General features: G+C 65.9%; 21 protein-coding genes and 1 tRNA gene. 17 read left to right on the plus strand and 5 right to left on the minus strand.

The features are described from left to right. Positions 1-6 precede the first annotated feature (6 nt). Positions 7-762, minus strand: coding sequence for a DeoR/GlpR family DNA-binding transcription regulator (locus HF885_RS05130; protein WP_170103861.1), 756 nt, complete (start codon positions 760-762; stop codon positions 7-9). A gap of 164 nt (positions 763-926) precedes the next feature. Here HF885_RS05130 and HF885_RS05135 point away from each other — a divergent pair, with 164 nt between their 5' ends. Beyond that, positions 927-1,637 carry a transaldolase family protein gene (locus HF885_RS05135; protein ID WP_170103862.1) on the plus strand — a complete coding sequence of 237 codons (711 nt, stop codon included), beginning with the start codon at positions 927-929 and terminating at the stop codon, positions 1,635-1,637. 84 nt (positions 1,638-1,721) lie between these two features. Here HF885_RS05135 and HF885_RS05140 read toward each other — a convergent pair whose 3' ends face one another. Then, entirely contained in the window at positions 1,722-2,540 is an 819-nt protein-coding gene (locus HF885_RS05140) for a DeoR/GlpR family DNA-binding transcription regulator (RefSeq protein ID WP_170103863.1), read from the minus strand. A 253-nt stretch (positions 2,541-2,793) separates the two neighbouring features. On the opposite strand from HF885_RS05140, the gene HF885_RS05145 reads away from it, so the two are divergent. The 5 genes from HF885_RS05145 (at position 2,794) to HF885_RS05165 (ending at position 7,113) form a co-directional block, all read left to right on the plus strand. Further along, positions 2,794-3,249 carry a PTS sugar transporter subunit IIA gene (locus tag HF885_RS05145; RefSeq protein WP_229769713.1) on the plus strand — a complete coding sequence of 152 codons (456 nt, stop codon included), beginning with the start codon at positions 2,794-2,796 and terminating at the stop codon, positions 3,247-3,249. A gap of 62 nt (positions 3,250-3,311) precedes the next feature. Continuing rightward, a complete protein-coding gene (locus HF885_RS05150) occupies positions 3,312-4,742 on the plus strand; it encodes a PTS ascorbate transporter subunit IIC (protein ID WP_170103864.1) in 1,431 nt (476 codons plus the stop codon). Positions 4,743-4,951: 209 nt separating this feature from the next. After that, positions 4,952-5,233: a PTS sugar transporter subunit IIB gene (locus HF885_RS05155; protein ID WP_170103865.1), complete on the plus strand. Its 282-nt coding sequence runs from the start codon at positions 4,952-4,954 to the stop codon at positions 5,231-5,233. 66 nt (positions 5,234-5,299) lie between these two features. Further along, positions 5,300-6,154, plus strand: a complete 855-nt coding sequence (locus HF885_RS05160; RefSeq protein ID WP_328804332.1) for a transketolase — start codon at positions 5,300-5,302, stop codon at positions 6,152-6,154. Continuing rightward, on the plus strand, positions 6,154-7,113 hold the full coding sequence (locus tag HF885_RS05165; RefSeq protein ID WP_170103867.1) for a transketolase family protein: 960 nt from the start codon (positions 6,154-6,156) through the stop codon (positions 7,111-7,113). Before HF885_RS05160 ends, HF885_RS05165 begins: the two co-directional genes overlap by 1 nt. A gap of 116 nt (positions 7,114-7,229) precedes the next feature. Here HF885_RS05165 and HF885_RS05170 read toward each other — a convergent pair. Then, positions 7,230-7,319, minus strand: a tRNA-Ser gene (locus HF885_RS05170). Positions 7,320-7,378: 59 nt separating this feature from the next. Between HF885_RS05170 and tadA the strand changes: the two genes are divergently transcribed. Both tadA and HF885_RS05180 read left to right on the plus strand, forming a co-directional pair. Then, positions 7,379-7,936 carry a tRNA adenosine(34) deaminase TadA gene (tadA, locus tag HF885_RS05175; RefSeq protein ID WP_328804333.1) on the plus strand — a complete coding sequence of 186 codons (558 nt, stop codon included), beginning with the start codon at positions 7,379-7,381 and terminating at the stop codon, positions 7,934-7,936. Positions 7,937-8,022: 86 nt separating this feature from the next. Further along, positions 8,023-9,003: a threonine ammonia-lyase gene (locus HF885_RS05180; protein ID WP_170103868.1), complete on the plus strand. Its 981-nt coding sequence runs from the start codon at positions 8,023-8,025 to the stop codon at positions 9,001-9,003. 25 nt (positions 9,004-9,028) lie between these two features. On the opposite strand, the gene HF885_RS05185 is transcribed toward HF885_RS05180, so the two are convergent. Together HF885_RS05185 and HF885_RS05190 are read right to left on the minus strand one after the other, a co-directional pair. Continuing rightward, positions 9,029-10,372 carry a class I SAM-dependent rRNA methyltransferase gene (locus HF885_RS05185; protein WP_170103869.1) on the minus strand — a complete coding sequence of 448 codons (1,344 nt, stop codon included), beginning with the start codon at positions 10,370-10,372 and terminating at the stop codon, positions 9,029-9,031. Positions 10,373-10,471: 99 nt separating this feature from the next. Further along, positions 10,472-12,145 (minus strand): DEAD/DEAH box helicase, encoded by a 1,674-nt coding sequence (locus HF885_RS05190; RefSeq protein WP_170103870.1) that lies wholly within the window; start codon positions 12,143-12,145, stop codon positions 10,472-10,474. A 285-nt stretch (positions 12,146-12,430) separates the two neighbouring features. Between HF885_RS05190 and pcp the strand changes: the two genes are divergently transcribed. The 9 genes from pcp to HF885_RS05235 all read left to right on the plus strand — a co-directional run bounded on the left by pcp (position 12,431) and on the right by HF885_RS05235 (position 24,585). After that, the gene (gene pcp, locus HF885_RS05195; RefSeq protein ID WP_170103871.1) at positions 12,431-13,045 is read left to right on the plus strand and encodes a pyroglutamyl-peptidase I; all 615 of its coding nucleotides are present in this window, start codon (positions 12,431-12,433) and stop codon (positions 13,043-13,045) included. Positions 13,046-13,325: 280 nt separating this feature from the next. Further along, entirely contained in the window at positions 13,326-14,297 is a 972-nt protein-coding gene (locus tag HF885_RS05200) for a homoserine O-succinyltransferase (RefSeq protein ID WP_170103872.1), read from the plus strand. Between the two features lie 258 nt (positions 14,298-14,555). Next, positions 14,556-16,196 (plus strand): class I adenylate-forming enzyme family protein, encoded by a 1,641-nt coding sequence (locus HF885_RS05205; RefSeq protein WP_235927318.1) that lies wholly within the window; start codon positions 14,556-14,558, stop codon positions 16,194-16,196. A 342-nt stretch (positions 16,197-16,538) separates the two neighbouring features. After that, positions 16,539-19,235: a bifunctional acetaldehyde-CoA/alcohol dehydrogenase gene (adhE, locus tag HF885_RS05210; RefSeq protein ID WP_170103873.1), complete on the plus strand. Its 2,697-nt coding sequence runs from the start codon at positions 16,539-16,541 to the stop codon at positions 19,233-19,235. Positions 19,236-19,276: 41 nt separating this feature from the next. After that, entirely contained in the window at positions 19,277-20,041 is a 765-nt protein-coding gene (locus tag HF885_RS05215) for a phosphotransferase family protein (RefSeq protein WP_170103874.1), read from the plus strand. Between the two features lie 265 nt (positions 20,042-20,306). Beyond that, the gene (locus HF885_RS05220) at positions 20,307-22,112 is read left to right on the plus strand and encodes a thiamine pyrophosphate-dependent enzyme (protein ID WP_170103875.1); all 1,806 of its coding nucleotides are present in this window, start codon (positions 20,307-20,309) and stop codon (positions 22,110-22,112) included. Between the two features lies 1 nt (position 22,113). Then, on the plus strand, positions 22,114-22,752 hold the full coding sequence (locus HF885_RS05225) for an indolepyruvate oxidoreductase subunit beta (RefSeq protein WP_206109810.1): 639 nt from the start codon (positions 22,114-22,116) through the stop codon (positions 22,750-22,752). After that, positions 22,745-23,224, plus strand: coding sequence for a helix-turn-helix domain-containing protein (locus HF885_RS05230; protein ID WP_170103876.1), 480 nt, complete (start codon positions 22,745-22,747; stop codon positions 23,222-23,224). The genes HF885_RS05225 and HF885_RS05230 overlap by 8 nt, the downstream gene beginning before the upstream one ends. Next, positions 23,224-24,585 carry a serine/threonine-protein kinase gene (locus HF885_RS05235; RefSeq protein WP_170103877.1) on the plus strand — a complete coding sequence of 454 codons (1,362 nt, stop codon included), beginning with the start codon at positions 23,224-23,226 and terminating at the stop codon, positions 24,583-24,585. Before HF885_RS05230 ends, HF885_RS05235 begins: the two co-directional genes overlap by 1 nt. The last annotated feature ends 210 nt before the right edge of the window (positions 24,586-24,795 follow it).

Raw genomic sequence — 24,795 nt, forward strand, 5'->3', positions numbered from 1 at the left:
CGGACGCTACGCCAAACGCGCTCCCTTGGCCTTTGCAAGGGCCCTGAGCTTGGGATCTTCCCTCTCCATGAACACGGTGTCAAAGTCAGAGGGGCTTGCGTAGCGATGTGTGCCCCGCATGCCGAACTTGCTGCTGTCTGCCAAGAGGAAGCGATGCGCGGAGTTGCGCATGACCGTCTGCTTCACAAGGCGGTCGTCCATGTCGAAGGTGCTCACGGAGCCACGCGCGAGGTCCACCCCAAGCGCGCCCAGGAACGCCTTGTCGAAGCTGATGGGTTCGAGCATCGCGCAGGTCGCCGCGCCCAGAAACCCGTTGAACTCGCGGTTGACGCTGCCGCCGGTGCCGATGACCGTGAGCCCCTCGTTGGCGGAGAGCTCCTGCAGCGCGTCGATCCCGTTGGAGACCACGACGCAGCGCCGGTGGCCTTGTGCCAGCAGCCGCGCGAGCGCGAGCGTCGTGGTCGAGATGTCGATGAAGATGGTCTCGCCGTCCACGATCTGCTCGTACGCCTTGAGCGCGATGGCGCGCTTCTGCTCTGGCCGGACGCCCAGGCGCCCCCGCAGGTCGTGCTCCGGCGCGGTCGCGACGCTCGTGGCGCCGCCGTACACGCGTCGCAGCATACCCTCCCCGTCGAGCCGGCGCAGGTCCTTGCGGATGCAGTCCGGCGTGACGCGGAAGTTCTGCGCAAGCTCCGACACCGTGACGCGCCCGCGCTGCGAGACGAGTGCGACTATGGCGTCCTGTCTTTCTCGCGCGAACATGGCACCTCGATACAAAACAATAGAAAACGATAGTCACGTACAGACAAAAGATAGCAGAAGTAAAGGAATGAGCGAGAAAAACGCAGGTGAAGCTATACGAAAATCAACCTTGAAACGTAGCGCAAACCGATTGAAAGCAATATAGAATGGGGCTGAGAAAGCGCATGAGGCGAAAGGCGAACGAAAGGGAGGACCCCGTGGACGACTTCGAGCTCTACCTTGACACCGCGGACATCGACGCAATCAAGGAGCTGGACCAGATTCTGAACGTGCAGGGCGTCACCACCAACCCAAGCATCCTGGCGAAGACCGGCGAGGACCCGCTGGTTGCCGTGCAGAAGATAATCGACTACTTCGATCCGGAGCAGAAGATCTTCATGCAGGTGGTGTCCACGGACCTGCAGGGCATCCTGGACGAGGCGCACTTCATAGCGTCGCTCAGGCCCAAGAACATGTGCCCGAAGATCCCCGTGAGCCACAACGGCCTCAAGGCCATCAAGCAGCTGGAGTCCGAGGGCATCCAGTGCCTGGCGACCTCGATTTACAGCGCGGACGCCGGTTTCATGGCGGCGCACAACGGCGCGGAGTACCTGGCGCCCTACGTAAACCGCATGTGCAACTACGGCGGCGGGATGCAGGACGTCTGCGACCTGGTGGACATGCTCGCGATGCAGAACTCCAAGACGAAGGTGCTTGGCGCCTCGTTCAAGAACACGGACCAGGTGCGCGCGCTGATCGCGGCGGGCATGCAGGCCGTGACGCTGCCGGTGGACGTGGCGTACAACATGATCGGCCACCCCGGCGTGAAGATCGCGGTGGACGAGTTCACCGCCAACTGGCAGAAGGCCTACGGCCGCACGACGCTTCGCGCGTAGACGCTGCCGCACATATATATAAAGCGCAAACCAACGGGGGCCTGCCGAGTGCGGGCCCCCGTTGGTTTGCGCCGCGGGCGGGGGCTACAGGGGGAGCGAGCGGTACGTGGGTATGCCCATGCGCCGGAGCGAGTCGAGCACGACGGGGTCTTTGGAATCCGTGACCACGGCGGAGAAGTCCTTGAGCGAGGCAAAGCGAAACAGGCCCTTGACCTCGAACTTTCTTGCGTCCGCAAGGAGGAACTTGTAGGACGCGTTATGAATGACGCGCTCCTTTACGGAGCCGCTGTCGATGTTGTTGCAGGTGACTGCCGCGAGGTCCAGGTTGACGCCGCTTGCGCCGATGAACGCCTTCGAGAAGAGCAGCGGCTCTAGCATGCTGATGGTGGTGTCGCCCACGAAGCCGTTGAGCTGGACATTGAGGTAGCCGCCCGTGCCGAGGGCGGTGACATGCTTGAGGTTCGAGAGCTTCTGCAGCACCTCGATCATGTTGGTGGTGACGATGACCTGCTTGTCGCCGCGGGCGATGAGGTCGGCGAGGAAGGTGTTCGTGCGCGATATGTCGAGGAAGATGGAGTCGCCGTCGTGAATCTCGAGGTAGGCCCTCTTCGCGACGGCAAGCCTGCCGGCGTCCTCGTCGCTCAGCGAGGCGACGGGCATCTGGGGGATGGCGCCTTGCGTGGCACCGCGGTCGCCCTGCGGCGAAGGCGCCTCGTCCTTCTCGCCAATGCGCGTGGCGCCGCCATACACGCGGTTGCACTTGCCTTCCTTCGCAAGCGCCTGCAGGTCCTTGCGGATGCTGTCCACTCCCACGCCAAAGCGGGACGCGAGGTCGTCGACCTCCACTCGACCGTAATGGTCGAGAAGGTCAAGAATCTTTGCGCGACGCTCGCCTCGGAACAAGGGACACCTGCCTCTCTGGAAGCCTTAGGAATAGTAGCGTGTCGCCCGCCAGAGACATAAAGACGACACTTACAGCTTAAAACTGGAACAAACTTGGAACAAGCGGAAGAAACTGGAAAAACTAGGTTGCAAATCTGGAAAAACCTGGAATAGAATATGGACGTTCTAAGAAACGTGCAGGATGAAACGAAATTGGCCAATGAGGAATTATGATGCCTTCAAATTTCATCCACACGGAAACGAAGGAGTTCACATGGCGCTCACTATGTCGGACATGCTCAAGCGCGAGAACGTTCAGATCGTCGACTCTTGCAAGGATTGGGAGGACTCGGTCCACGTGGCGGTTCAGCCGCTCGTCGACGGTGGCTATGTGAAGCCCGAGTACATCGACGGGATCATCCAGAACGCCAAGGAGCTTGGTCCCTACTTCGTTCTGGTCCCTGACCTGGCGCTGCTGCACGCCCGCCCCGAGCAGGGCGCGATCAAGAAGCAGCTCGCCGTCACCGTCGTCCGAAAGGGCGTCGAGTTCAAGAAGGGCGAGCCGTGCCGCGTGCTCGTCACCCTGGCCGCGGAGGACTCTGACTCGCACATCGACGTCATGAGGATTCTGGCCAGCATGTTCGCGGACCCCGCGAACATCGAGAAGGTCGCTACCGCCGAGACTGCGGACGACGTCTATAGCCTGTTCGTCAATTTCCCCGCTGCATAACGAGGACGGCTGGGAGTTGGTGTAGGGAACTGTAAGTAAGTACGAGTTAAAAAGGGGGAATCATGGCAGTACTTGGGTTTATTGTCAACATTCTGTCTACGCCGGCAATTCTTGTCGGCCTGCTCGCCCTTCTCGGTCTTGTCCTTCAGGGCAAGCCTGCGGAGGACGTGCTCAAGGGTACCATCAAGACCATCGTTGGCTTCCTGGTCCTTGGTGCAGGCTCTTCGTTCCTGCAGTCCGATTCGCTGCTGGCCTTTGGCCAGGTCTTCAACTACGCCTTCAACATGCAGGGCGTCGTTCCCAACAACGAGGCGGTCGTCGCTGACGCACTGAAGAACTTTGGCTCCGACTCCGCCATCGTCATGGCCTGCGGCATGGTGCTCAACATCGTCCTCGCGCGCTTCTCCCGCATGCCGTACATCTTCCTGACCGGCCACCACACGCTGTACATGGCCTGCATGCTCACCGTCATCCTCGGTGGCGCAGGCGGCCTCACCGGCCCCGCGCTGTGGCTTGCGGCCGGCAGCATCCTTGGCCTCATCATGGTGCTGTCCCCGGCCTACTGCCAGGTCACCTATCGCAAGGTGACCGGTGGCGACGCGATCGCGCTTGGTCACTTCGGCGGCATCGGCTACTGGTTCGCGGGCGTGATTGGCAAGCTCTTCGCCAAGGATCCCAACCGCAAGAGCACCGAGGAGATCAATTTCTCCAAGCGCCTCATCTTCCTGCGTGACACCACCGTCTCCATCGGCATCACCATGTTCTTCCTGTTCCTCATCGTGACCGGCGTTGCCGTCGCCCGTGGCATCCTCAACGTCGACCCCACGAACGAGGCCTACTCCCACCTCGGCGTCCTCCTGAACTACAACCAGGAGACCACGACGAACTGGATCGTCTGGTGCATCACCGCCGGCCTGTCCTTCTCTGGTGGCGTCTACATCATCCTGTCCGGCGTCCGCCTGATCATCGGCGAGATCGTCCCCGCCTTCAAGGGCATCGCTGACAAGCTCGTCCCCGGCGCCAAGCCCGCCCTGGACTGCCCCGTCGCCTTCACCTACGCTCCCAACGCCGTCATCATCGGCTTCCTGTCCTCGTTCGTCGGCGGTATCGTTGGCCTGCTCATCCTCGTGGGCGTGAACGCCGCGATCCCCGTTGCCCTCATCCTCCCCGGCGTCGTTCCTCACTTCTTCTGCGGCGCCACCGCAGGCGTCTTCGGCAACGCCGAGGGTGGCCTGAAGGGCTGCATCGCCGGCGCCTTCGCACACGGCCTGCTCATCACCTTCCTTCCCGCCATCTGCATGCCCGTCTTCACGAACCTCGGCTACACCGGAACCACCTTCTCCGATGCCGACTTCTCTTGGCTGGGCATCGTGTTCGGCAACCTCGTCCACTTCGCCGGCGGCGCCGTCCTGGTGGCCATCTGCGTCGTGCTCTACCTGCTGCCGATCATCTACAACTTCGTGGCTCCCAAGAAGGAGGCCAAGGAGGCGTAGTCTGCCGATGCGCTCGGTAAGGCGTCTCTAGCTCTCGCGAGCTTCCGGGGCCGGGGACCTCAGGTCTCCGGCCCCTTCTCACGCTTTTGCGGTGGCTCGATGGCGGCAGGCGGCAGCCGCTCGCCATCGGGGACACAATGGGTAAGATAGGTTTCAAATCCGTTTCGCTGCCACAGGGGCGGCGAAGGTTCTCAAAAGGAGAATGCAAGATGGCTATCCACAAGATTCTGTGCTGCTGCGGATCTGGTCTGGGCTCCAGCCTCATTGTCCACATGAACACCGAGGAGGTCGTCAAGAAGCTCGGCCATCCCGAGATCGAGGTTGACCACTCCACGATTTCCGACATCCACGAGGGCGCCGCGGACCTGTTCGTCGTTGGCGGCGACCTGGCCGACTTCGTCAACAACGTTCCCGACGACAAGAAGATCGTCCTCAAGAACATCCTCGACAAGAACGAGCTCGAGGAGAAGCTGAAGGCCCACCTCGGATAGCGGCGCTTTCAAGGCCAGGCACCCAGGGCGCCTGGCCGCTTTGTGAGAAGAGCAAAAGGAGTGAAAGTGGAAGAAAAGCAGTACAACGACATCAAGCTGCTTGCGGCCAAGGTGCGCCGCGACGTTGTCGCGATGCTCCAGCACCGCGGCTACGGCCACGTCGGCGGGTCCCTCTCGCTGGTCGAGGCCTACGCGGTCCTCTATGGCAAGCAGATGAAGTACGATCCCAAGAACCCGAAGTGGGAGGAGCGCGACCGCATCGTCCTGTCGAAGGGCCACGCCGGCCCTGTGGCGTACTCCACCCTCGCCGAGGTCGGCTTCTTCCCGACCGAGTGGCTGTACACCCTGAACGACGGCGGCACGAGGCTCCCGTCCCACACCGACCGACTGAAGACCCCGGGCATCGACGCGACCACGGGTTCGCTTGGCCAGGGCACCTCCGAGGCCGTGGGCATCGCGCTTGCGCTCGACAAGAAGGGCTCCGACGTCTACACGTACCTGTTCGTGGGCGACGGCGAGCTCAACGAGGGCCAGTGCTGGGAGTCCTTCCAGTTTGCCGCGGCGAACAAGCTGCACAACCTCATCGTGTTCATCGATGACAACAAGCGCCAGCTCGACGGCTGGACGAAGGACGTCATGAACCCGTTCGACATCGCCGAGAAGATGCGCGCGTTCGGCTTCAACACCCAGAAGGTCGATGGCCAGGACATCGTCGCCGTGGACGCGGCCATCACCGAGGCGAAGCAGAACAAGAAGTCCGCCAACTGCATCGTCCTCGACACCGTGAAGGGCGCGGGCATCCCGTACTTCGAGAACACCGAGTCCAACCACTCCATGAAGTGGAACAACGACGAGATCAACGCCGCGACCGACGAGGCGATCAAGAGGCTCAACGAGGAGATCGAAGGGGGTGAGGCGTAATGTTCAAGCTCGCAGAGGACTTCGGCGCCGCAGGCACCCCGTATCGCGACGCCTTCAACAACACCCTCATCGATATCATCAAGAACGACGACAGGGTGTACATGCTCGAGGCCGACCTCGGCGGCGCCTCCGGCACGCTCAAGATCCAGAAGGAGTGTCCCGGCCACTTCGTCGAGATGGGCATCTCCGAGCAGGACATGATGGGCACCGCGGCGGGCATGAGCTCCGAGGGCCTGATTCCTTTCGTGCACACCTTCGGCCCGTTCGCGACGCGTCGCGCCTTCGACCAGGTCTACCTGTCCGGCGGCTATGCGCACAACACCATCAACATCTGGGGCTCCGACCCCGGCTTCACGGTGGGCGCAAACGGCGGCACCCACACCACCTGGGAGGACATGGCACTCATGCGCACCATCCCCGGAGCCGTCGTGTGCGACGCGGCGGACCCCGTCCAGATGGCCTGGATCGTTCGCGAGTTCGCGAAGACCCCCGGCATCAACTACGTGCGCGCCGGCCGCAAGGCGTCGTACAAGGTGTACGCGGAGGGCTCGACGTTCGAGCTCGGCAAGGGCAACGTCATCAAGCAGGGCTCCGACGTGCTCGTCGTCTCGCAGGGACAGCTGCTGAAGGACGCGATGGAGGCCGCGAAGTCCCTGGACGAGCAGGGCATCTCCACCGAGGTCGTCGACATGTTCTGCGTGAAGCCGCTCGACGTCGACCTGCTCCTGAGCGAGGCCGCCGGCAAGAGGGCAGTCGTCACGTTCGAGAACCACGGTGTCATTGGCGGCCTGGGCGACGCATGCGCGTCCGCGCTTATGGAGGCCGGCGTGTCCGTGCCGTTCAAGCGCCACGGCGTCATCGAGAGCTTCGGCCAGGTTGGTACCATGGACTGGCTGCAGAAGGAGTTCAAGCTGACCGCAGCCGACCTCGAGCAGACCGTCAAGGCCCTTCTCGCCTAGGCGGAAGTTGGCACTGCGCCCGCGTGGCGCAAGGCATATGCAAGACAAGTCGGGGCGTCGTCCGCTGTGGACGGCGCCCCGACTCAAGAGCCCGGCGGAGCCGGGCGGTGTGGCAATGGCGGAGGGAGAGGGATTCGAACCCTCGGTACGGGAACCCGCACGGCGGTTTTCAAGACCGCTGCATTCAACCACTCTGCCATCCCTCCGTGGTCAAGTGGATATATCCTAACGCATAAGGTTAGAAAACGTAAGCGAGGATGCGGTGGTGGACAAGAGGGACGCGACTCCCGCGGCAGAGGCCGCTACCCCGGACGAGGGCTTCATGCGGCTGGCGCTTGACGAGGCGCGCGCGGCGGCCGCGGAGGACGAGGTGCCCATTGGCGCGGTCGTCGTGTGCGACGGGCGCGTGGTGGCGCGCGCCCACAACCGACGCGAGCTGGACGAGGACCCCTCCGCGCACGCCGAGTTCAGGGCGATGGTGGATGCGTCGCGCGCACTGGGGCGCTGGCGCCTGACGGGCTGCACCGTGTACGTGACGCTGGAGCCGTGCCTCATGTGCGCTGGGCTCATGGTGAACGCGCGCGTGGACCGCTGCGTGTACGGCGCGCCGGACCCAAAGGGCGGCGCGCTGGGGACGCTTTACGACGTGAGCCACGACGCGCGGCTGAACCACGAGTTCCAGGTGACGCCCGGCGTGCTGCAGGGGGAGTGCGCGTCGGTGCTGCGCGAGTTCTTCCGCGCGAAGCGCGCCGCCCGCAAGGCCGCCGCGCGCCGTCCGGATGCCGGCGACGCGGGCCACGATGCGTCCGTTGGCGAACAATAGGCGCATTCCGCGGTACGAGAGGTTTCGTTCTTCTCGGATATCCGCTATCTTTCTTTTATCTTTGTGCGTGCGACGAAGGGGTATGGATGAAAGAGTGGTTCGATGCGCAGGACGTTCGCGAGGCGCGCGAGAGGATCAGCCCGTGGGCGCGCGTGACGCCACTTGAGCAGTCCATCTACCTTGACTACGCGGACCGCAACTACCAGTTCAAGCTCGAGAGCCAGCAGCTGGGCAAGAGCTTCAAGATTCGCGGCGCGTTAAACACCATCTCGCAGCTGTCTGACTACGAGAAGCGCCACGGTGTGGGCACGGTCTCGACGGGAAACCACGGCGTGGCGGTGGCCATCGCGGCCCACGTGCTGGGCATTCCGGACTGCTCCGTGGTGGTGCCGCTGGGCACGCCGCACGCGAAGACAGACCGCATCCGGTTCTATGGCGCGCGCTCGATGATGCTAGGCGCGGACTACGACGACGCCCTGACGCTTGGCATCAACTACATCGACCGCGCAGAGATGTTCTACGTGGACCCGTTTGAGCACGACACGCGCGTGTATGCGGGCCAGGGGACCATCGGCCTCGAAATCATGGAGCAGAACCCGGACGTCGACACGATCGTGGTGCCCATTGGCGGCGGCGGGCTGTGCACGGGCATCGCCGTGGCCGCGAAGTCCGTCAACCCCAACGTGCGCATCGTGGGCGTGCAGACGGAGGCCTGCCCCGCGATGGTGGACTCCATCCGCGACGGCGTGTGTTACAGCCGCTTCCCCACGGAGGGCGACACGGTGTGCGAGGCTATCGTGGGCGGCATCGGCGAGATCGCCTTCGACATGCTGCCGAGCCTGATCGACGACATCGTGGTGGTGAGCGAGAAGAGCATTCGCTCCGCGTTCAAGTTCATGATCGAGCGTGAGCAGCTCTCCGTCGAGGCGGGGAGTGCCATGGTGGTGGCCGCGGTGCGCGAGTTTCCGGAGCGCGTGGGCGGCAAGAACGTTGCCCTGGTGATCAGCGGCGGCAACCTGGACATCAACATTCTTACGAGCGTGCTTTCGGAGGACTTCGAGGAGTAGCGCCGCCTAGAATGAGTGGCTCCGCCTACACGATCTGGAAGATGAAGAAGTCGAGGTAGTGGGTCTGCGGCACGCCCCACAGGATGGGGTGGTCCGGCGCCTGCTGGCGCTCCTCAACCTGCTTGAGCTGCACGTTTGCCTGATGGGCGGCCTCGGCGATCGCCTTGGCCAGAAGGTCGCGCGTCATGAAGTGGCTGCAGCTGCACGTGGCGAGGTAGCCGCCGCGCGGCAGCAGGCGCATGGCCTCGTAGTTGATCTCCCGGTAGCCGTGGCTTGCGTTGCGCACGGTCGAGCGGCTCTTGGTGAACGCGGGCGGGTCGAGCACGATGAGGTCGAACGGGCCGCCCTCTTGGCGCAGCGCCTGCCGGTCCTGGCGTAGGCGCGGCAGGTACTCGAGCACATTTGCGCAGGTGAACGCCATGCGCTCGCTGCCGTCGGGCGCAAGCTCCAGGTTGTTTGCCCGGGCGTTCTGGCGTGCGAGGTCGATGGCGGTCTGGCTCACATCCACGCAGCGCACGAACTGCGCGCCGCCGGCCGCCGCGTTCAGGCCGAACGGGCCTACGTGGCAGAAGCAGTCGAGCACCCGCCTTCCGGCCGCGATGTTGCGCACGGCGCGACGGTTGTACTTCTGATCAAGGAAGAACCCGGTCTTCTGGCTGTTCTCGATGTCCAGGTCGAAGAGGATGCCGTTCTCGCGCGCGAGCACGCGGGCGCTGTCCGGTACGGCGAGCCGTGGCACGTCAAGCCCCTCTGCCACGGCGCCGGGCGCCGCGAAGTCGTAGAAGCCCTTGTGGAGCGGCAGGCCCTCCTTCGTGCGGGCGGGGGAGTCGTTCCTCTCGTAGACGCCGCGGATGGCGACGCCGTCCGCCTGCAGCACCTGCACCAGCAGCGGGTAGATGGTGGGACGCAAGAGCTGCATGCCCACGGTTCCCACCTGCGACACCAGCACGTCCTCGTAGCGGTCAACGATGAGCCCGGGGAACCCGTCCGCCTCGCTAAAGATCACGCGGCAGCAGTTGGTGTCCGGCTCGCAGCCGGGCAGCGCGAGCGAGCCCATGGCGACCTTGCGGTGCTCCCACGCCCACTCGATCTTGCGCCGCCAGAACGACGCGTCGAAGCGGTCGTTCGCGTTTCTGCTCACCACGCGCACGCGGATCTTGCTCTGCTGCGAGATGAGTCCGGTTCCCTGGTAGGTGCCGTTCTCCTCAACCACGTCCACCACGTCCCCGTTGGCGACGGCGCGCCCGTCCGAGGGCGCGGGCTCGACGCGCAGCACTTCTCCCTCAAACACCCAGGGGTGGCCGCCCTTGAGCGAGCGGGCCGCCTTGGCCGTGACGACTACCTGGGGATACGGGCGAAGCTGCCTCATGTGACGGGCCTTCCTGTGGTTGGGTGGCTATGGGGCGCGCCGCCGCGGCGGATGCTGGCTGCGGCGGCGCGACGAGCGGTGCTGCGGGCGGGGTGCCGCCTAGTAGTGACGGCCGTAGCGGCCGCCCTGGATGCCGCGGCCGCGTGCGCGCGAGCCGTTGAACAGGCTGCGCGTGGGCTTGGTCGTGCTGCGTCCGGGGTTGGGGACGATGCGCGCGGAATCGTACTCGAAGCCGTCGAGGTCCCACACGGGCACGAGCTTCTTCGTGAAGTACTCGATCTCGCGCAGGGGGCTGATCTCGTCCGGCGCCACGAACGTGAACGCGAGGCCCTCGTGCCCGGCGCGGCCCGTGCGGCCGATGCGGTGCACGTAGTCCTCCGGGTCCATGGGCACGTCGAAGTTCACCACGGCGTCGATCCCGGATATGTCGATGCCGCGGCTCATGACGTCGGTCGCCACGAGCACCTGCACCTCCGCGGAGCGGAAGCGTGCAAGGGCCCGCTCGCGCTCGCCCTGGTTGCGGCCGGAGTGCATGAGGTCGCACTTGAAGCCGCCGCGGCGGAGCATCTGCGCAACCTCGTCCACGCGGGTCTTCGTGCGGCAGAACACCAGCACGCGCTCCGGCGAGTAGCGCCTAAGCAGCGCCTCGAGCAGCTGCAGCTTCTGGCCCTGCGTGACGGGGCACAGGTGCTCCTCCACCGTGTCGGCCGTCTGTCCCACGCGCGCGATCTCGACCGTGGCTGGGTCCTTGAGCATGGCGTCCACGGTGCCCTTGATGGAGGGTGGGATCGTGGCCGAGAAGAGCAGGGTCTGCCGCTCGCGGGGCAGTGCGGCGACGATGCGCCTGACGCTGGGCCAGAAGCCCATGTCGAGCATGCGGTCCGCCTCGTCCAGCACGAGGACCTTCACGTCGGCAAGGCTCAGGTGGCCGTGCTCCATGAGGTCGAGCAGGCGCCCGGGCGTGGCGACCAGAAGGTCGCAGCCGGCCTCGAGCCTGCGGATCTGGCGGTCGAGCTTCGTGCCGCCCATCACGACGACGGCCGTCTGGCCCGTCTGCTCGCACACGACGGAGACGACGTCCTCTATCTGCTGCGCAAGCTCGCGCGTGGGGGTGACCACCAGCGCGAACGGACCAAACGGGTGCGCGTTGGGGTTTGGCGCGAGGTTTGCGCCGCCCTTGCGGCCGCGCTTGCGCGAGCGGCGGCGCCCGTGGCCGTCCGCCTTGCGGTCGTCCCGGGGCTTGCGGTCCTCCGTCGCCTTGCGGCCGGCGAGCGACTTCGCGCCGCGTCCCGCGCACGCCTTTGGCTTGCCTGCGCCTAGCTCGCGCGCGCCGTCCGCATCGCGCGCGCCGTCCTGCGACGCGGCTTCGGGCTTGGCCGCCGCCTTGTGGTGGCGACGACGTGGCCGGCGGGCGGGGCGGATGTTGCCGTCCGCGTCCACCTTGGCAGAGACGGAGGCGCTGCCATCGGGCGCGTCGTCCGCAAGCACGTCGGGACCGTCCGCCGCGTCGCCAGTGTCCGCCGCGTCCTCGTTCGCAAGGCGCTCCTGCTCCTCGCGCGCCGCACGAGAGTACGGCTCGATGAGCTGCAAGATCGGCAGCGCGAACGCTGCCGTCTTGCCCGTGCCCGTCTGCGCGGACGCAATGACGTCACGGCCGGCAAGAACCAGCGGAATCGCCTGTTCCTGCACGGGTGTTGGTGTGGTGAAGCCCAGGGCGTCGATGCCCCGGAGGATGTGCTCGTCTAGCCCGAGCTCGGCAAATGACTTGTTCATGCACCCTAGTATCCACCAACTGGGCGAATCTTGCACGAACATGCGCGCGCGGCAGCGCGTGCGCACACAATATGCGCAGGTCAGGCGTGCGCCGCGCTTCGCTTATGCACGGGGACGCCCCCCTCGCCGCCGCGACTCGCCCCCCGCGAATGCCGCCGCGCGCCATCCCGTTCCATAGGTACACTGCTTCTGGCACCGCACTCGTGGCGCCGCAGGGGGTTGACGCGCGCGTTTGTCACGGGCTTTTGCCCGTCCGGACGCTTCTGCGCAAGAGAGGTGACATGCATGGAGAAGATCCTGGTCACGGGCTTCGAGCCCTTCGGCGGGGAGCAGACAAATCCCTCGTGGGAGGTGGCGAGCACGCTACCCTCGGCCATCGGCGGGCGCGCCGTGGTCTGCGAGCGGATTCCCGTGTCGTTTGGTCGCGCCCCGGCCGCCGTCCTCGCGGCGATCCGGCGCGAGGACCCCTCCATCGTGCTTTGCCTGGGGCAGGCGGGCGGCCGCGCCAAGGTGACGCCGGAGCTCGTGGGCATAAACTACGCGGACGCGCGCATCCCCGATAACGACGGCGCCCAGCCGCGGGGCGCGCGCCTTCTGGAGGACGCGCCGGACGCGCGCTTCTCGACGCTGCCCGTTCGCGCGATGGCGCAGGCAATGGTCGACGCCGGCGTGCCTGCGGCCGTCTCGTACACCGCGGGCGCCTTCGTCTGCAACGCCGTGCTCTTCTCGGTGCTTCATGCGCTCGCGGAGTCCCGGCCCTCGGTGCGGGCGGGCTTTGTGCACGTGCCGTACTCTCCGGAGCAGGCGCGCCGTCTGCCGGGGGAAACGCCCAGCATGCCCGTCGCGCTCATGCGGCGGGCGATCGTGAGCGGCCTGGAGTGCGCCTGCGCGCGGGGGTGACCCCGGAGCACAAATCGCGCGCCTGCCGGTCCGGAAAGTTGCTAAGGTAGTAGGCGCCCCGCGGCGCGCGGTCGCGGGCGGATAGGGAGAGTTCGGTATGCTCGAAAAAGCGAAGGCGTTGTCGGCTGGCACGGCGTTTCGAATGCGCTAGCGTCACGCAAGGTGGGCCCCACTGCGTGACGGAGCCGGGGCGGGCCGCCTGACCAGGGACCGGGTCGACATCCTTTGCGCCGTCGTGCGCGTGGCTCGGTCTTGCAACTGCTTTACTTTGGAGAAGAACATGCCCATCAACATCCCAGACGGCCTTCCCGCCAAGAAGATTCTGCACCAGGAGCGCATCTTCGCGCTCGAGGAGGAGGCCGCTACCGAGCAGCAGATTCGCCCGCTTTCCGTGGCGATTCTGAATCTGATGCCCACCAAGATCGAGACCGAGACCCAGATCCTGCGCCTGATCTCAAAGTCCCCGCTGCAGGTGAGCTGCGACTTCATGCGCGTTTCGAGTCACGAGTCCAAGAACACGTCCGAGGACCACTTGGTCAAGTTCTACCAGACGTTCGACGAGCTCAAGTCCAACAACTACGACGGCCTCATCATCACGGGCGCGCCCGTGGAGCAGATGCCGTTTGACGAGGTCGACTACTGGGACGAGCTCTGCCGCATCATCGACTGGAGCCAGGAGCACGTGCTTTCGACCATGTTCCTGTGCTGGGGCGCGCTCGCCGGGCTCTGGCACCTGTATGGCATCCCCAAGAAGCAGCTGGGAAGCAAGCTGTTTGGCGTCTTTCCGCAGCGCCTGTGCGACGAGTACAGCTTCCTTACGAACGGCTTCGACGAGGTCCACAACATGCCTCACTCGCGTCACGCCGCGATCGACACCAACGAGCTCGCGAAGCACCCCGAGCTCCACGTTCTGTCGGAAAGCTTCAAGACGGGCCCGGCGCTTCTTGCCACGCGCGACTTCCACGAGATATACGTGACGGGCCACTTCGAGTACGGGCGCGACACCCTTAGCAACGAGTTCTGGCGCGACTTCAAGAAGGGGCTGCCCATCAAGATTCCCGAGAACTACTTCCCGGACGATGACCCCGAGCAGCAGCCGCTCTTCACGTGGCGCGCCCACGCCAACCTGCTGTATCGCAACTGGCTCAACTGGGTGTACCAGATGACGCCGTACGACATCGACCAGATTCCCCAGGCCATCGCACGGCTGCGCGCGTCGAGCGACGGCATGGTGGACAAGTTCGAGGCGTAGCAAGCCCATGCGGCCCACTTATATAGCAGCTTATTCAATCACTTATTCACTTGAATAAATGGTAGATAAACAAGTAGATAAGCTATGCGCCCGCGACGCCGGCCGCCAACCTCCGAAGCACCATACGCACGATGCGCATCGCGCGCCCAATCGCGCACGTCAGGCGCCGCACAACGTCTAGACTGTTGGGGTGGCGCGCCGGCGCCATCGCCATGCGGGCCTAGTGCGGCCCAGTCCACGCTCGCCAAGGAGGACAGATTGACCATCGTCGACATGCTGCGTCACAACGCGGCCGCATACCCCACCCAGACCGCCCTCGTCGAGGTCAACCCCGAGGTGCGCGAGAACCGCCACGTCACGTGGCGCGAGTACGACCTGGTCGAGAACACGGAGGACGAGCCGTTCCGTCGCGAGATGACGTGGCGGGTGTTCGACGAGCAGGCCAACCGCTTCGCGAACCTGCTGCTTTCGCGAGGCGTGCACAAGGGCGACAAGGTGGCCCTTCTCCTCTACAACTGCATCGAGTGGCTGCCGCTGTACTTTGGCATCCTCAAGACGGGCGCCGCCGTGGTGCCGCTTAACTTCCGCTACGCCCCGGACGAGATCGAGTATTGCATAAAGAAGGCCGATGCGGACATCCTGGTCTTTGGCCCGGAGTTCATTGGCCGCGTGGAGCAGATCGTGCCGCAGATTCAGCGCGGCAGGCTGCTGTTCTACGTGGGCGACGACTGCCCCACGTGGGCGGAGAGCTACCGCGAGCTCGCCATGCTCTGCTCAAGCGCCGATCCCATGATCCCGCTTTCGGAAAACGAGGATGCGGCGATCTACTACAGCTCTGGCACCACGGGCTTCCCCAAGGCCATCCTGCACCACCACCAGAGCCTCACCCAGGCCGCCCAGATGGAGGCCGTGCACCACAACACCACGCACGACGACGTCTTCCTCTGCATACCGCCGCTGTATCACACCGGCGCCATGATGCATTGGCTGGGTTCGCTCTCCGTCGGCGGACGCGGCGTGCTGCTGCGCGGCGTGAGCCCCAAGACCATCCTCAAGACGGTGTCCGACGAGCGCTGCACCATAGTCTGGCTGCTCGTCCCCTGGGCGCAGGACATCCTGCTCGCCATCGAGGAGGGCACCGTCACGCTGTCCGACTACCACCTCGACCAGTGGCGCCTCATGCACATTGGCGCGCAGCCCGTGCCCAAGAGTCTCATCCGCCGCTGGAAGGAGGTCTTCCCCAACCACCAGTACGACACCAACTACGGCCTGTCGGAGTCCACGGGTCCCGGCTGCGTGCACCTGGGCCTGGACAACATCGACCACGTCGGCGCCATCGGCGTGCCCGGCTACCGCTGGGAGTGCAAGATCGTGGACGAGAAGGGCGAGGCCGTGGGGCGGGGGACCGTGGGCGAGCTGTGCGTGAAGGGCCCCGGCCTGATGGAGTGCTACTACAAGGACCCCGTCGCCACCGCGGAGACCCTCGTGGACGGGTGGCTGCACACCGGCGACATGGCCAGGCAGGACGAGGACGGGTTCTACTGGCTCGTCGACCGCAAGAAGGACGTCATCATCACGGGCGGCGAGAACCTGTACCCCGTGCAGATCGAGGACTTCATGAGCGGCTGCGACGCCATCCAGGACGTCGCGGTCATAGGCCTCCCGGACGAGCGCCTGGGCGAGATCGCGGCCGCGGTGGTGCAGCTGAAGCCGGAGTTCGTCGGCAAGGTGGAGGAGGACTACATCAACGACTTCTGCATGGGCCTTCCGCGCTACAAGCGCCCGCGCAAGATCATCTTCGCGGACGTGCCGCGCAACCCCACCGGCAAGATCGAGAAGCCGCTCCTGCGCCGCCGCTACGGGGCCACGGGTCTCGTGGACAGGGAGAACCAGGCCTAGCCTGGACATGCGTTTTTGTTGTGCTCGTACGGCCATGGACTTCGCACGGATGCATACGCCATGCGAATTGTTGGTATGCGGTTCTTCTCGCCCCGTATTCAGAAAAATGTCAATTGCGACTAACACCGTCTGCGACCTGCGAAGGGCGAACGTGCAGGCATTCCGGGGTTTTTGAAATGAATATCATTCGCTAGCCAACGTCATCAGAACGATGTGGACTGGAAACGTTTTCGATTCGACTTAGCAAAAAATCTCCACGTCAAATACAATTGGGACTAGTCGTAAGGCGACGTATGCCCGTGACTCAGGCGTCTCGGGCGTATCAAGACAGAAGGAGAAGACATGTCCGAAGCCCCCGAGACAAAAGCTCCGCAGGTCGAAGAGCCAACTCGCGATGACGGCGCGGCCATCATCGTCCACAGCGACGAGGAGCTGACCGAGAAGCTCGCCCAGATGCGTGAGGCCCAGAAGAAGTTCGCCACGTACACCCAGGAGCAGGTCGACAAGATCTTCAAGGCGGCAGCGCTTGCGGCCAACAAGGAGCGCATCCCCCTGGCCCAGCTCGCCTACGAGGAGACCGGCTACGGCGTCGTGGAGGACAAGGTCATCAAGAACCATTTCGCGGCCGAGTTCGTCTACAACAAGTATCGTGACACCAAGACGTGCGGCGTCATCGAGGAGGACAAGGCCTACGGCATGACGAAGATCGCCGAGCCCCTCGGCGTCGTCGCTGCGGTCATCCCCACCACGAACCCCACCTCCACTGCGATCTTCAAGACGCTGCTGTGCCTGAAGACCCGCAACGCCATCATGATCAGCCCGCACCCGCGCGCGAAGAAGTGCACCACCGAGGCCGCCCGCATCGTGCTCGAGGCCGCGGTCGAGGCCGGCGCCCCGGCAGGCATCGTCGGCTGGATCGAGAAGCCGTCCCTGGTCGCCACCAACACCCTCATGTCCGAGGCGGACATCATCCTCGCGACCGGTGGCCCCGGCATGGTCAACGCCGCGTACAGCTCCGGCACCCCCGCCCTCGGCGTCGGCCCGGGCAACAACCCCGCCATCATCGACGACTCCGCCGACGTCGTGAACTCCGTCAACTCCATCATGCAGTCCAAGACGTTCGACAACGGCATGATCTGCGCGACCGAGCAGAACGTGATCGTCCTCGACGGCGTGTACGACGCGGTCAAGGCCGAGTTCCAGAAGCGCGGCGCGTTCTTCCTGCAGGGCGACGACATCGACAAGGTCGGCAACACCGTCATCGTGAACGGCGCCGTCAACGCGAAGATGGTCGGCCAGCCCGCCACCAAGATCGCCGCGGCCGCCGGCGTCGAGGTTCCCGCCTGGACGAAGGTCCTCATCGGCGAGACCGAGTCTGTCGAGCCCTCCAACCCCTGGGCGCACGAGAAGCTCACCACCATCCTCGGCATGTACCGTGCGAGCGACTTCGACGACGCGCTCGCCAAGGCGTCCCGCCTCATTGCTGATGGCGGCTATGGCCACACCTCCTCGCTGTTCATCGACACGCGCGAGACCGAGAAGCTCCAGAAGCACGCGCACGCCATGAAGACCTGCCGTATCCTCATCAACACCCCCGCTGCCCAGGGCGGCATCGGCGACATCTACAACTTCCAGCTCACGCCGTCCCTCACGCTTGGCTGCGGCTCCTGGGGCGGTAACTCCTTCTCCGGCAACGTCGACGTTCACCAGCTGCTCAACATCAAGTCGGTCGCAGAGAGGCGTGAGAACATGCTCTGGTTCCGTACCCCCGAGAAGGTCTACTTCAAGAAGGGCTGCATGCCCGTCGCCCTCCGCGAGCTCAAGGAGGTCTACGGCTGCAAGCGCGCCTTCATCGTCACGGACTCCTTCCTGTACAAGTCCGGCTTCACCAAGAAGATCGAGGAGCCCCTGGACAAGATGGGCATCGCCCACTCCAGCTTCTGGAGCATCTCGCCCGACCCGAAGCTGCAGGACGCCCAGAAGGGCGAGGAGCTGCTCCGCGCGTTCGAGCCTGACGTGATCATCGCCATCGGCGGCGGCTCCGCGATGGACGCCGGCAAGATCATGTGGACCATGTACGAGCACCCGGAGGAGAAGTTCGACGACATGGCCGTCGACTTCATGGACATCCGCAAGCGCGTCTACCGCTTCAAGAAGATGGGCGAGAAGGCCAAGTTCGTCGCCATCCCGACCTCCTCGGGCACCGGCTCCGAGGTCACGCCGTTCGCCATCATCACGGACGCCGAGACCGGCATCAAGTGGCCCATCACGGACTACGAGCTCATGCCGACCATGTCCATCGTCGACACCGACAACATGATGACGCAGCCCAAGGGCCTCACCTCCGCCTCCGGCATCGACGTCCTCACCCACGCCATGGAGGCCTACGTCTCCATCATGGCGTCAGACTACACCGACGCCATCGCGCTCAAGGCCGCGAAGCTCGTGTTCGACTACCTGCCGACCGCCTACAGTGAGCCCACCAACGTCGAGGCCCGCGACCACATGGCGAACGCCTCCTGCCTCGCCGGCATGGCCTTCGCGAACGCCTTCCTCGGCGTGAACCACTCCATGGCGCACAAGCTCGGCGCCTACCACCACATCCCGCACGGCTGGGCCAACGCGGTCATCCTCACCCGCGTCGCCCGCTACAACGCGGCCGAGCGTCCCACCCGCATGGGCACGTTCTCCCAGTACCAGTACCCGCAGGCGAAGAAGCGCTACGCCGAGATGGGTCGCTTCTGCGGCTTCACCGGCAAGGACGACGACGAGGTGTTCGAGAACTTCATGCAGGGCATCGAGGACCTGAAGGAGTACATCGGCGTCAAGAAGACCATCGCCGACTACGGCGTGGACGAGAAGTACTTCCTCGACACGCTCGACGAGATGTCCCTCAACGCATTCAACGACCAGTGCACCGGCGCGAACCCGCGCTACCCGCTCGTGGCCGAGATCAAGTCCCTGTACCTGGACGCCTATTACGGACGTCCTGCGACCTCCTACGAGGACAAGGGCCTGACCATCCGCGATTCCGAGTAGCGTTTCTTGTCGTACACGCAAGATGAGGAGATGACTGCACCATGGAACTACCCAAGGACAAGAAGGTCATCAAGACCCGTCACAACAAGGTCGTCTACGACTGCGGTGACACCGTCGCCAAGGTCTTCAACGCCACGAAGCCGCACGCGGACGTCTTCAACGAGGCGCTGAACCTCGCCCGCGCGGACCAGGCCGGCATCGACGTGCCCGAGCTCGTCGAGGTCAGCAAGGTCGACGGCTCCTGGGCGCTCGTCACCAAGAAGGTCGCGGGCAAGACTATGCGCGAGCTTGCGGACGAGGACCCCTCCAAGCTGGACGGCATCATGAAGGACTTCGTGAAGCTCCAGCTCGACGTGCACAAGCACAGGAACGACCTCCTGAACCGCCAGAAGGACAAGTACACGCGCATGATCAACTCCGTCACGGAGGTCCTGGACGAGTCTACCCGCTACGACCTGCTGATGCGCCTGGACGGCATGCCCAACCACCAGAAGATCTGCCACGGCGACTTCGTCCCCTCCAACGTGATCGTCCGCGAGGACGGCACCGCGTGCATCTGCGACTGGGCCCACGCCAGCCAGGGCGACGGCTCCGCGGACTGCGCGGTCTCGTACCTGCACTTCAAGCTGAACGGCCAGGACGACTTCGCGGAGACCTACCTCAAGACCTACTGCGAGCTGCAGGGCACCACGGTCGAGTACGTCAGCCAGTGGTTCCCCATCGTCGCGGCGGCCGAGCTTGCGCGCGGTCGCGTGGTCGAGAAGGACTTCCTCCTCAGCTGGATCTCCGTCGGCGACTACGAGTAGTCCGGGGCGGCGGCCCAGGCACCGCGGCATGCGCCGCATGACATGAGCGAGACAGGGGACGGGGTCGCCGCGCGCGGCCCCGTCCCCTTTGCGCTTCTCGCCCGTGGCGCGCGTTGCCGCCGCTTGCCCGTCATGCGCCCTTGTTGTCAAAATCGAAACAACTATCCTAGACAATGGAGCCCTGGCACGAGCCCGGTGCTCGTGACGTGAGTCCTGCGGCGGGGCGGCGCATGCGGCCCGCCGCGGGTTGGCGATGGGAGAATCGATGGCAAAGCAGCTGCTTTCGGGCAACGAGGCCATAGCGCAGGGCGCGTGGGAGGCCGGCGTCAGGGTTGGCACGGGGTATCCCGGCACGCCCTCGACGGAGACGCTCGAGAACCTGGTCAGGCACGAGGACGTCTACTGCGAGTGGTCGCCCAACGAGAAGGTCGCGCTCGAGGTGGGCATAGGGTCGGCCATGGCCGGCGCGCGCACGCTCGTGACCATGAAGCACGTGGGCGTCAACGTCGCGGCGGACCCGTTCATGTCCGTCGCGAACACGGGCGTGAACGCGGGCCTCGTGGTGCTGGCCGCGGACGACCCGTCGTGCTACAGCTCGCAGAACGAGCAGGACTCCCGCACGTACGCGGCGTTCGCGCGCATCCCGTGCCTGGACCCCGCGGACTCGCAGGAGGCCTACGAGTTCAGCCGTGCGGCGTTCGGGCTCTCCGAGCGCTTCGACACCCCCGTCATGCTGCACGAGACCATGCGCATCGCGCACACGCGCACGATGGTTGACCCCGCGGGCGAGCGCGAGGACGCGCCGCTGCGCGACTACGCGTCGCAGCCCCAGAAGTACGTCATGATGCCGGCGTTTGCCGTGGGCCGCATCCAGGCCACGAACGCGCGCGAGGACGCCCTGGTGCAGTTTGCCGAGAAGAGCGAGCTCAACCGGGTCGAGATGCGCGATACCGGCATCGGCGTCATCGTGGCCGGCGCGCTGTACAACCACGTGCGCGAGGCGCTGCCGAACGCGTCCACGCTCAAGCTCGGCCTCACGTGGCCGCTGCCGCCGGAGCGCCTGCGCAAGTTCGCGGCGTCCGTGGACAAGGTGTACGTGGTCGAGGAGACGTGCCGCTACTTCCGCGACGCCATCGCCGCCATGGGCATCGACCTGGGCGAGTCGCCCGCGGCGCCGCTGCCGCGCTCCGGCGAGATCTTCCCCTCGCACATTCGCGCCAGCTTCGGCGCCGAGCTGCCCTCCCACAAGCAGGCGGCACAGGACCTGCCGCCGCGCCCGCCCGCGTTCTGCGCCGGCTGCCCGCACCGGCTGGTCTTCTGCGAGCTGCGGCGCATGCACGCCATTGTGACCGGCGACATCGGCTGCTACACGCTCGGCGCCGTCGCGCCGTACAAGGCGGTAGACTCCGTCATCGACATGGGCGCCTCCCTCTCGATGGCGCACGGCATGGAGCTCGCCGGCGCGCAGGAGCGCACGGGTCGCCCCGTCGTGGGCGTCATCGGCGACTCCACGTTCGCGCACTCCGGCATCACGAGCCTGCTGGGCACCGTGTACAACGGCGGCACCGGCACGCTCTGCATCCTGGACAACCGTACGACGGCCATGACCGGCACCCAGGGCAACCCCGTGAACGGCCTCACGCTCACGGAGCAGGCGGCGCGCGTCTCTCCCCTCGTGGACGCGGCGGAAAAGCCGACCATGCTCGACCGCCCCGCCGGCAAGCCGCTCGACCTGGTGGCGCTGTGCCGGGCCATCGGCGTGGACGAGGTGAGCGTGGTGGACGCGCAGGACCTGAGGGCCATCCGCCGTGCGCTCAAGGAGGCCACGTCGCACGCGGACCAGCTGAGCGTCGTCATCTTCAAGAGCCCGTGCCGCCTGGTCGACCGCTCTTCTCGCCCGGCGCCGCGCATCACGGACTGCCGCGCGTGCGGATCGTGCATCCAGATTGGCTGCCCGGCCTTGGGCAAGGCGGCGGACGGCACCGCGCAGATCGACCCGACCCAGTGCATCGGCTGCAACCAGTGCGTGCAGAGCTGCCCGTTTGGCTGCATCGCGTTCGAGGAGGAGTAGCATGCCACACGCAACCGCATCCGCGCAGGCCTCGACCATCGAGCTTGGACAGCGCGTCACGTTGGAGAAGACCATGACCGTCCTGCTGGTGGGCGTGGGCGGGCAGGGCACGATCCTGGCCGGCAACATCCTCGCCATGTGCGCGAGCGAGGCCGGCCTGGACGTGAAGGTGTCCGAGATCCACGGCATGAGCCAGCGCGGCGGATCGGTCAGCACGATCATCCGCATGGGCCAGAGGGTCGACAGCATGATCTGCGACCCGGGCTGCGCGGACGTCCTGGTGGCGTTCGAGGCGATGGAGGCCCTGCGCAACCAGCAGTTCCTGCGCGAGGGCGGTCGGCTGTTCGTGAACGACGAGACGATCACCCCCGTGCCCGTGAACATAGGAAACGCAACCATGCCGCAGAACGTGGATCAGCGCCTGGACGCGCTGGGCGCCACGCGCATGAACGCCGGTGCCATCGCGCGCGAGGCGGGCAGCCCCCGCTCCACCAACGTGGTGCTGGTGGGCGCGCTTTCCACGGCGCTGCCGTTTGCGCGCGAGGAGTGGGAGGACGCCATCAGGCGCCGCGTGCCTCCCAAGACGGTGGACGCGAACCTGAGGGCGTTTGCGCTGGGTCGCGAGGCGGCCCTTGGCTAGCGGCGCGGGCCGCGGTCCTGCCGGCGGCGAGCGCGAGCCCCTCACGGAGGAGCTGCTGGCGCGCCTGCTCGCAAGCGCCACGCCGCAGGAGTACCTGGACCAGACGCAGGTGGGGGAGCGCGACCTTGCCCCCTACCTGCGCACCCTCCTGCAAGAGAAGGGTCTGACGCGCGCGGACGTGCTGCGCGCGTGCGACGTGAGCCCCTCGTTTGGCTACCAGGTGTTCCAGGGCGTGCGCCGCCCCAGCCGCGACACGGCCATAGCGCTCGCGTTTGGCCTGGCCTGCAGCCTGCGCGAGGCCCAGCGCCTGCTGCGCCGCGCCGGCCACTCCGAGCTGTACTGCAAGGTGCGCCGCGACGCCGTGATCATATTCTGCCTGGAGCACGGCTACAGCCGCTTCGAGTGCGACGACGAGCTGTTTCGCCTGGGCGAGAAGACCATCGGCGCCGACGGCGCGGGAGCCGTGGGCTGATGGCGTCGGCCGACCCGGAAGACCAGGCGCTGCTGGCCGCGATGGACCTGGACGACTCGTTTGTGCCCGTGCGCACGCTGGCCGAGGGCGACGGCGGCACGACGGAGCTCGTGGCGCGTCGCGTGGCGCGGGCGGGCGAGCCCGCGCTGCTGGTGCGCAAGCGCATGCCGGCGCCGCTCGCGAACGAGCCCGCGTGGCGCGCACTGCAGGTGGCGGAGCTTGCGGCGGCGGACGCGGAGGCGGGCGAGCCGGCGGCCAAGGCAGGCGACCACTCCATGGGGGATGGCCCGGCCAAGGGGGTCGGCCCGGCCAAGGACTCAGGCGTTTCTCGCCTGCCGCGCGTGCGGGAGCTGTACCGCCTGCCGGACGCGCTCGTGGCGGTGTACGACTACGTCGAGGGGCCCACGCTGCGCGAGCTCGTGAGCGGGCGGGGTCCGCTGGCGGCGGAGGCTGCGGTTGCGCTGGCGCGGCAGCTGTGCCAGGCGCTTGCGCCGCTGCATGCGGCGGGCGTGGTGCACCGGGACGTCGCGCCCGGCAACGTGGTGGTGGCCGCGGACGGAGCGCACCTCATCGACCTGGGGATCGCGCGCATGCGCGTGGACGGGGCCTCGCACGACACCACGCGCCTGGGCACGTGGGGGTTTGCGGCGCCGGAGCAGTACGGGTTTGCGCAGACGGACGCAAGGTCGGACGTGTTCTCGCTCGGCCGCGTGCTGGCGTACGCGCTCACGGCGGCGGACCCGCAGGACGCGTCGTTCGACGCGGCGGCGCAGGAGTCGCCGCTTGTGCCGCCGGACCTGCGCGATGTTATCAGGAAGGCAACCTCCTTCGAGCCTTCGGCCCGCTACCAGTCCGTGGGGGAGCTAGACCGTGCGCTTGCGGCCACTCAGGCGGGTCTGGTTTCGCCGCGGGGCGCGGTGGGCGATGCGCGCCCCGCACGCTTCTGGGGCGCGCGGTCCGTCGGGCACGTTCGCGCCCGGGACCTCTGGACGGCGTTTCGTGCCGCCGGGGCCGGGACGAGGGCGGCCTGCGTCCTTCTTGCCGCGTTCGCGGCGTTCAGTACCGTCTTGCTGGCGGTCTCGTGCTGGTACATGGTGTTTAGGCCGACGGACGAGTACGGGCCGTACTCCGCGGCGCTGGGAGTTGGCCTGGCCGTGTGGGTTGCGTTTGCCTTTGGCTGGGAGCCCGTGTGCTGCATGCTTGGGCTGGGACGCTACGACCGCCCGGACGGGCGCGTGCGCGTGCGCGTGCTGCTGCGTCGGGAGGTCATGCACCTGCTGTGGCTTGCGGCGCTGTTTGCGCTGGATATCGCGGCTGTCGTCATCGCTGGGGCCAGCAACGGCGCTGTCGTTGGCGCGTAGTGCGTGGCCCCACGCTCCAAGAGGCCATCGGCGTCCCACGCGTCCGTTGGCCGGAAGATGCGACCGGCAACCTTGCGCGGCCCAATTTGCCCGACTCTGCTGCCAGCAGAGGACTTTGCACTTCCTGAAACCTAACATCGGTCGTGCGCGCAAACGCGCGTGCCTGACGTGCGCCGTGGCCCAGGCCATGGCGTGTCGCAGGCCGCAGCG

Source organism: Parafannyhessea umbonata (assembly GCF_012844235.1).
Lineage (GTDB): Bacteria > Actinomycetota > Coriobacteriia > Coriobacteriales > Atopobiaceae > Parafannyhessea.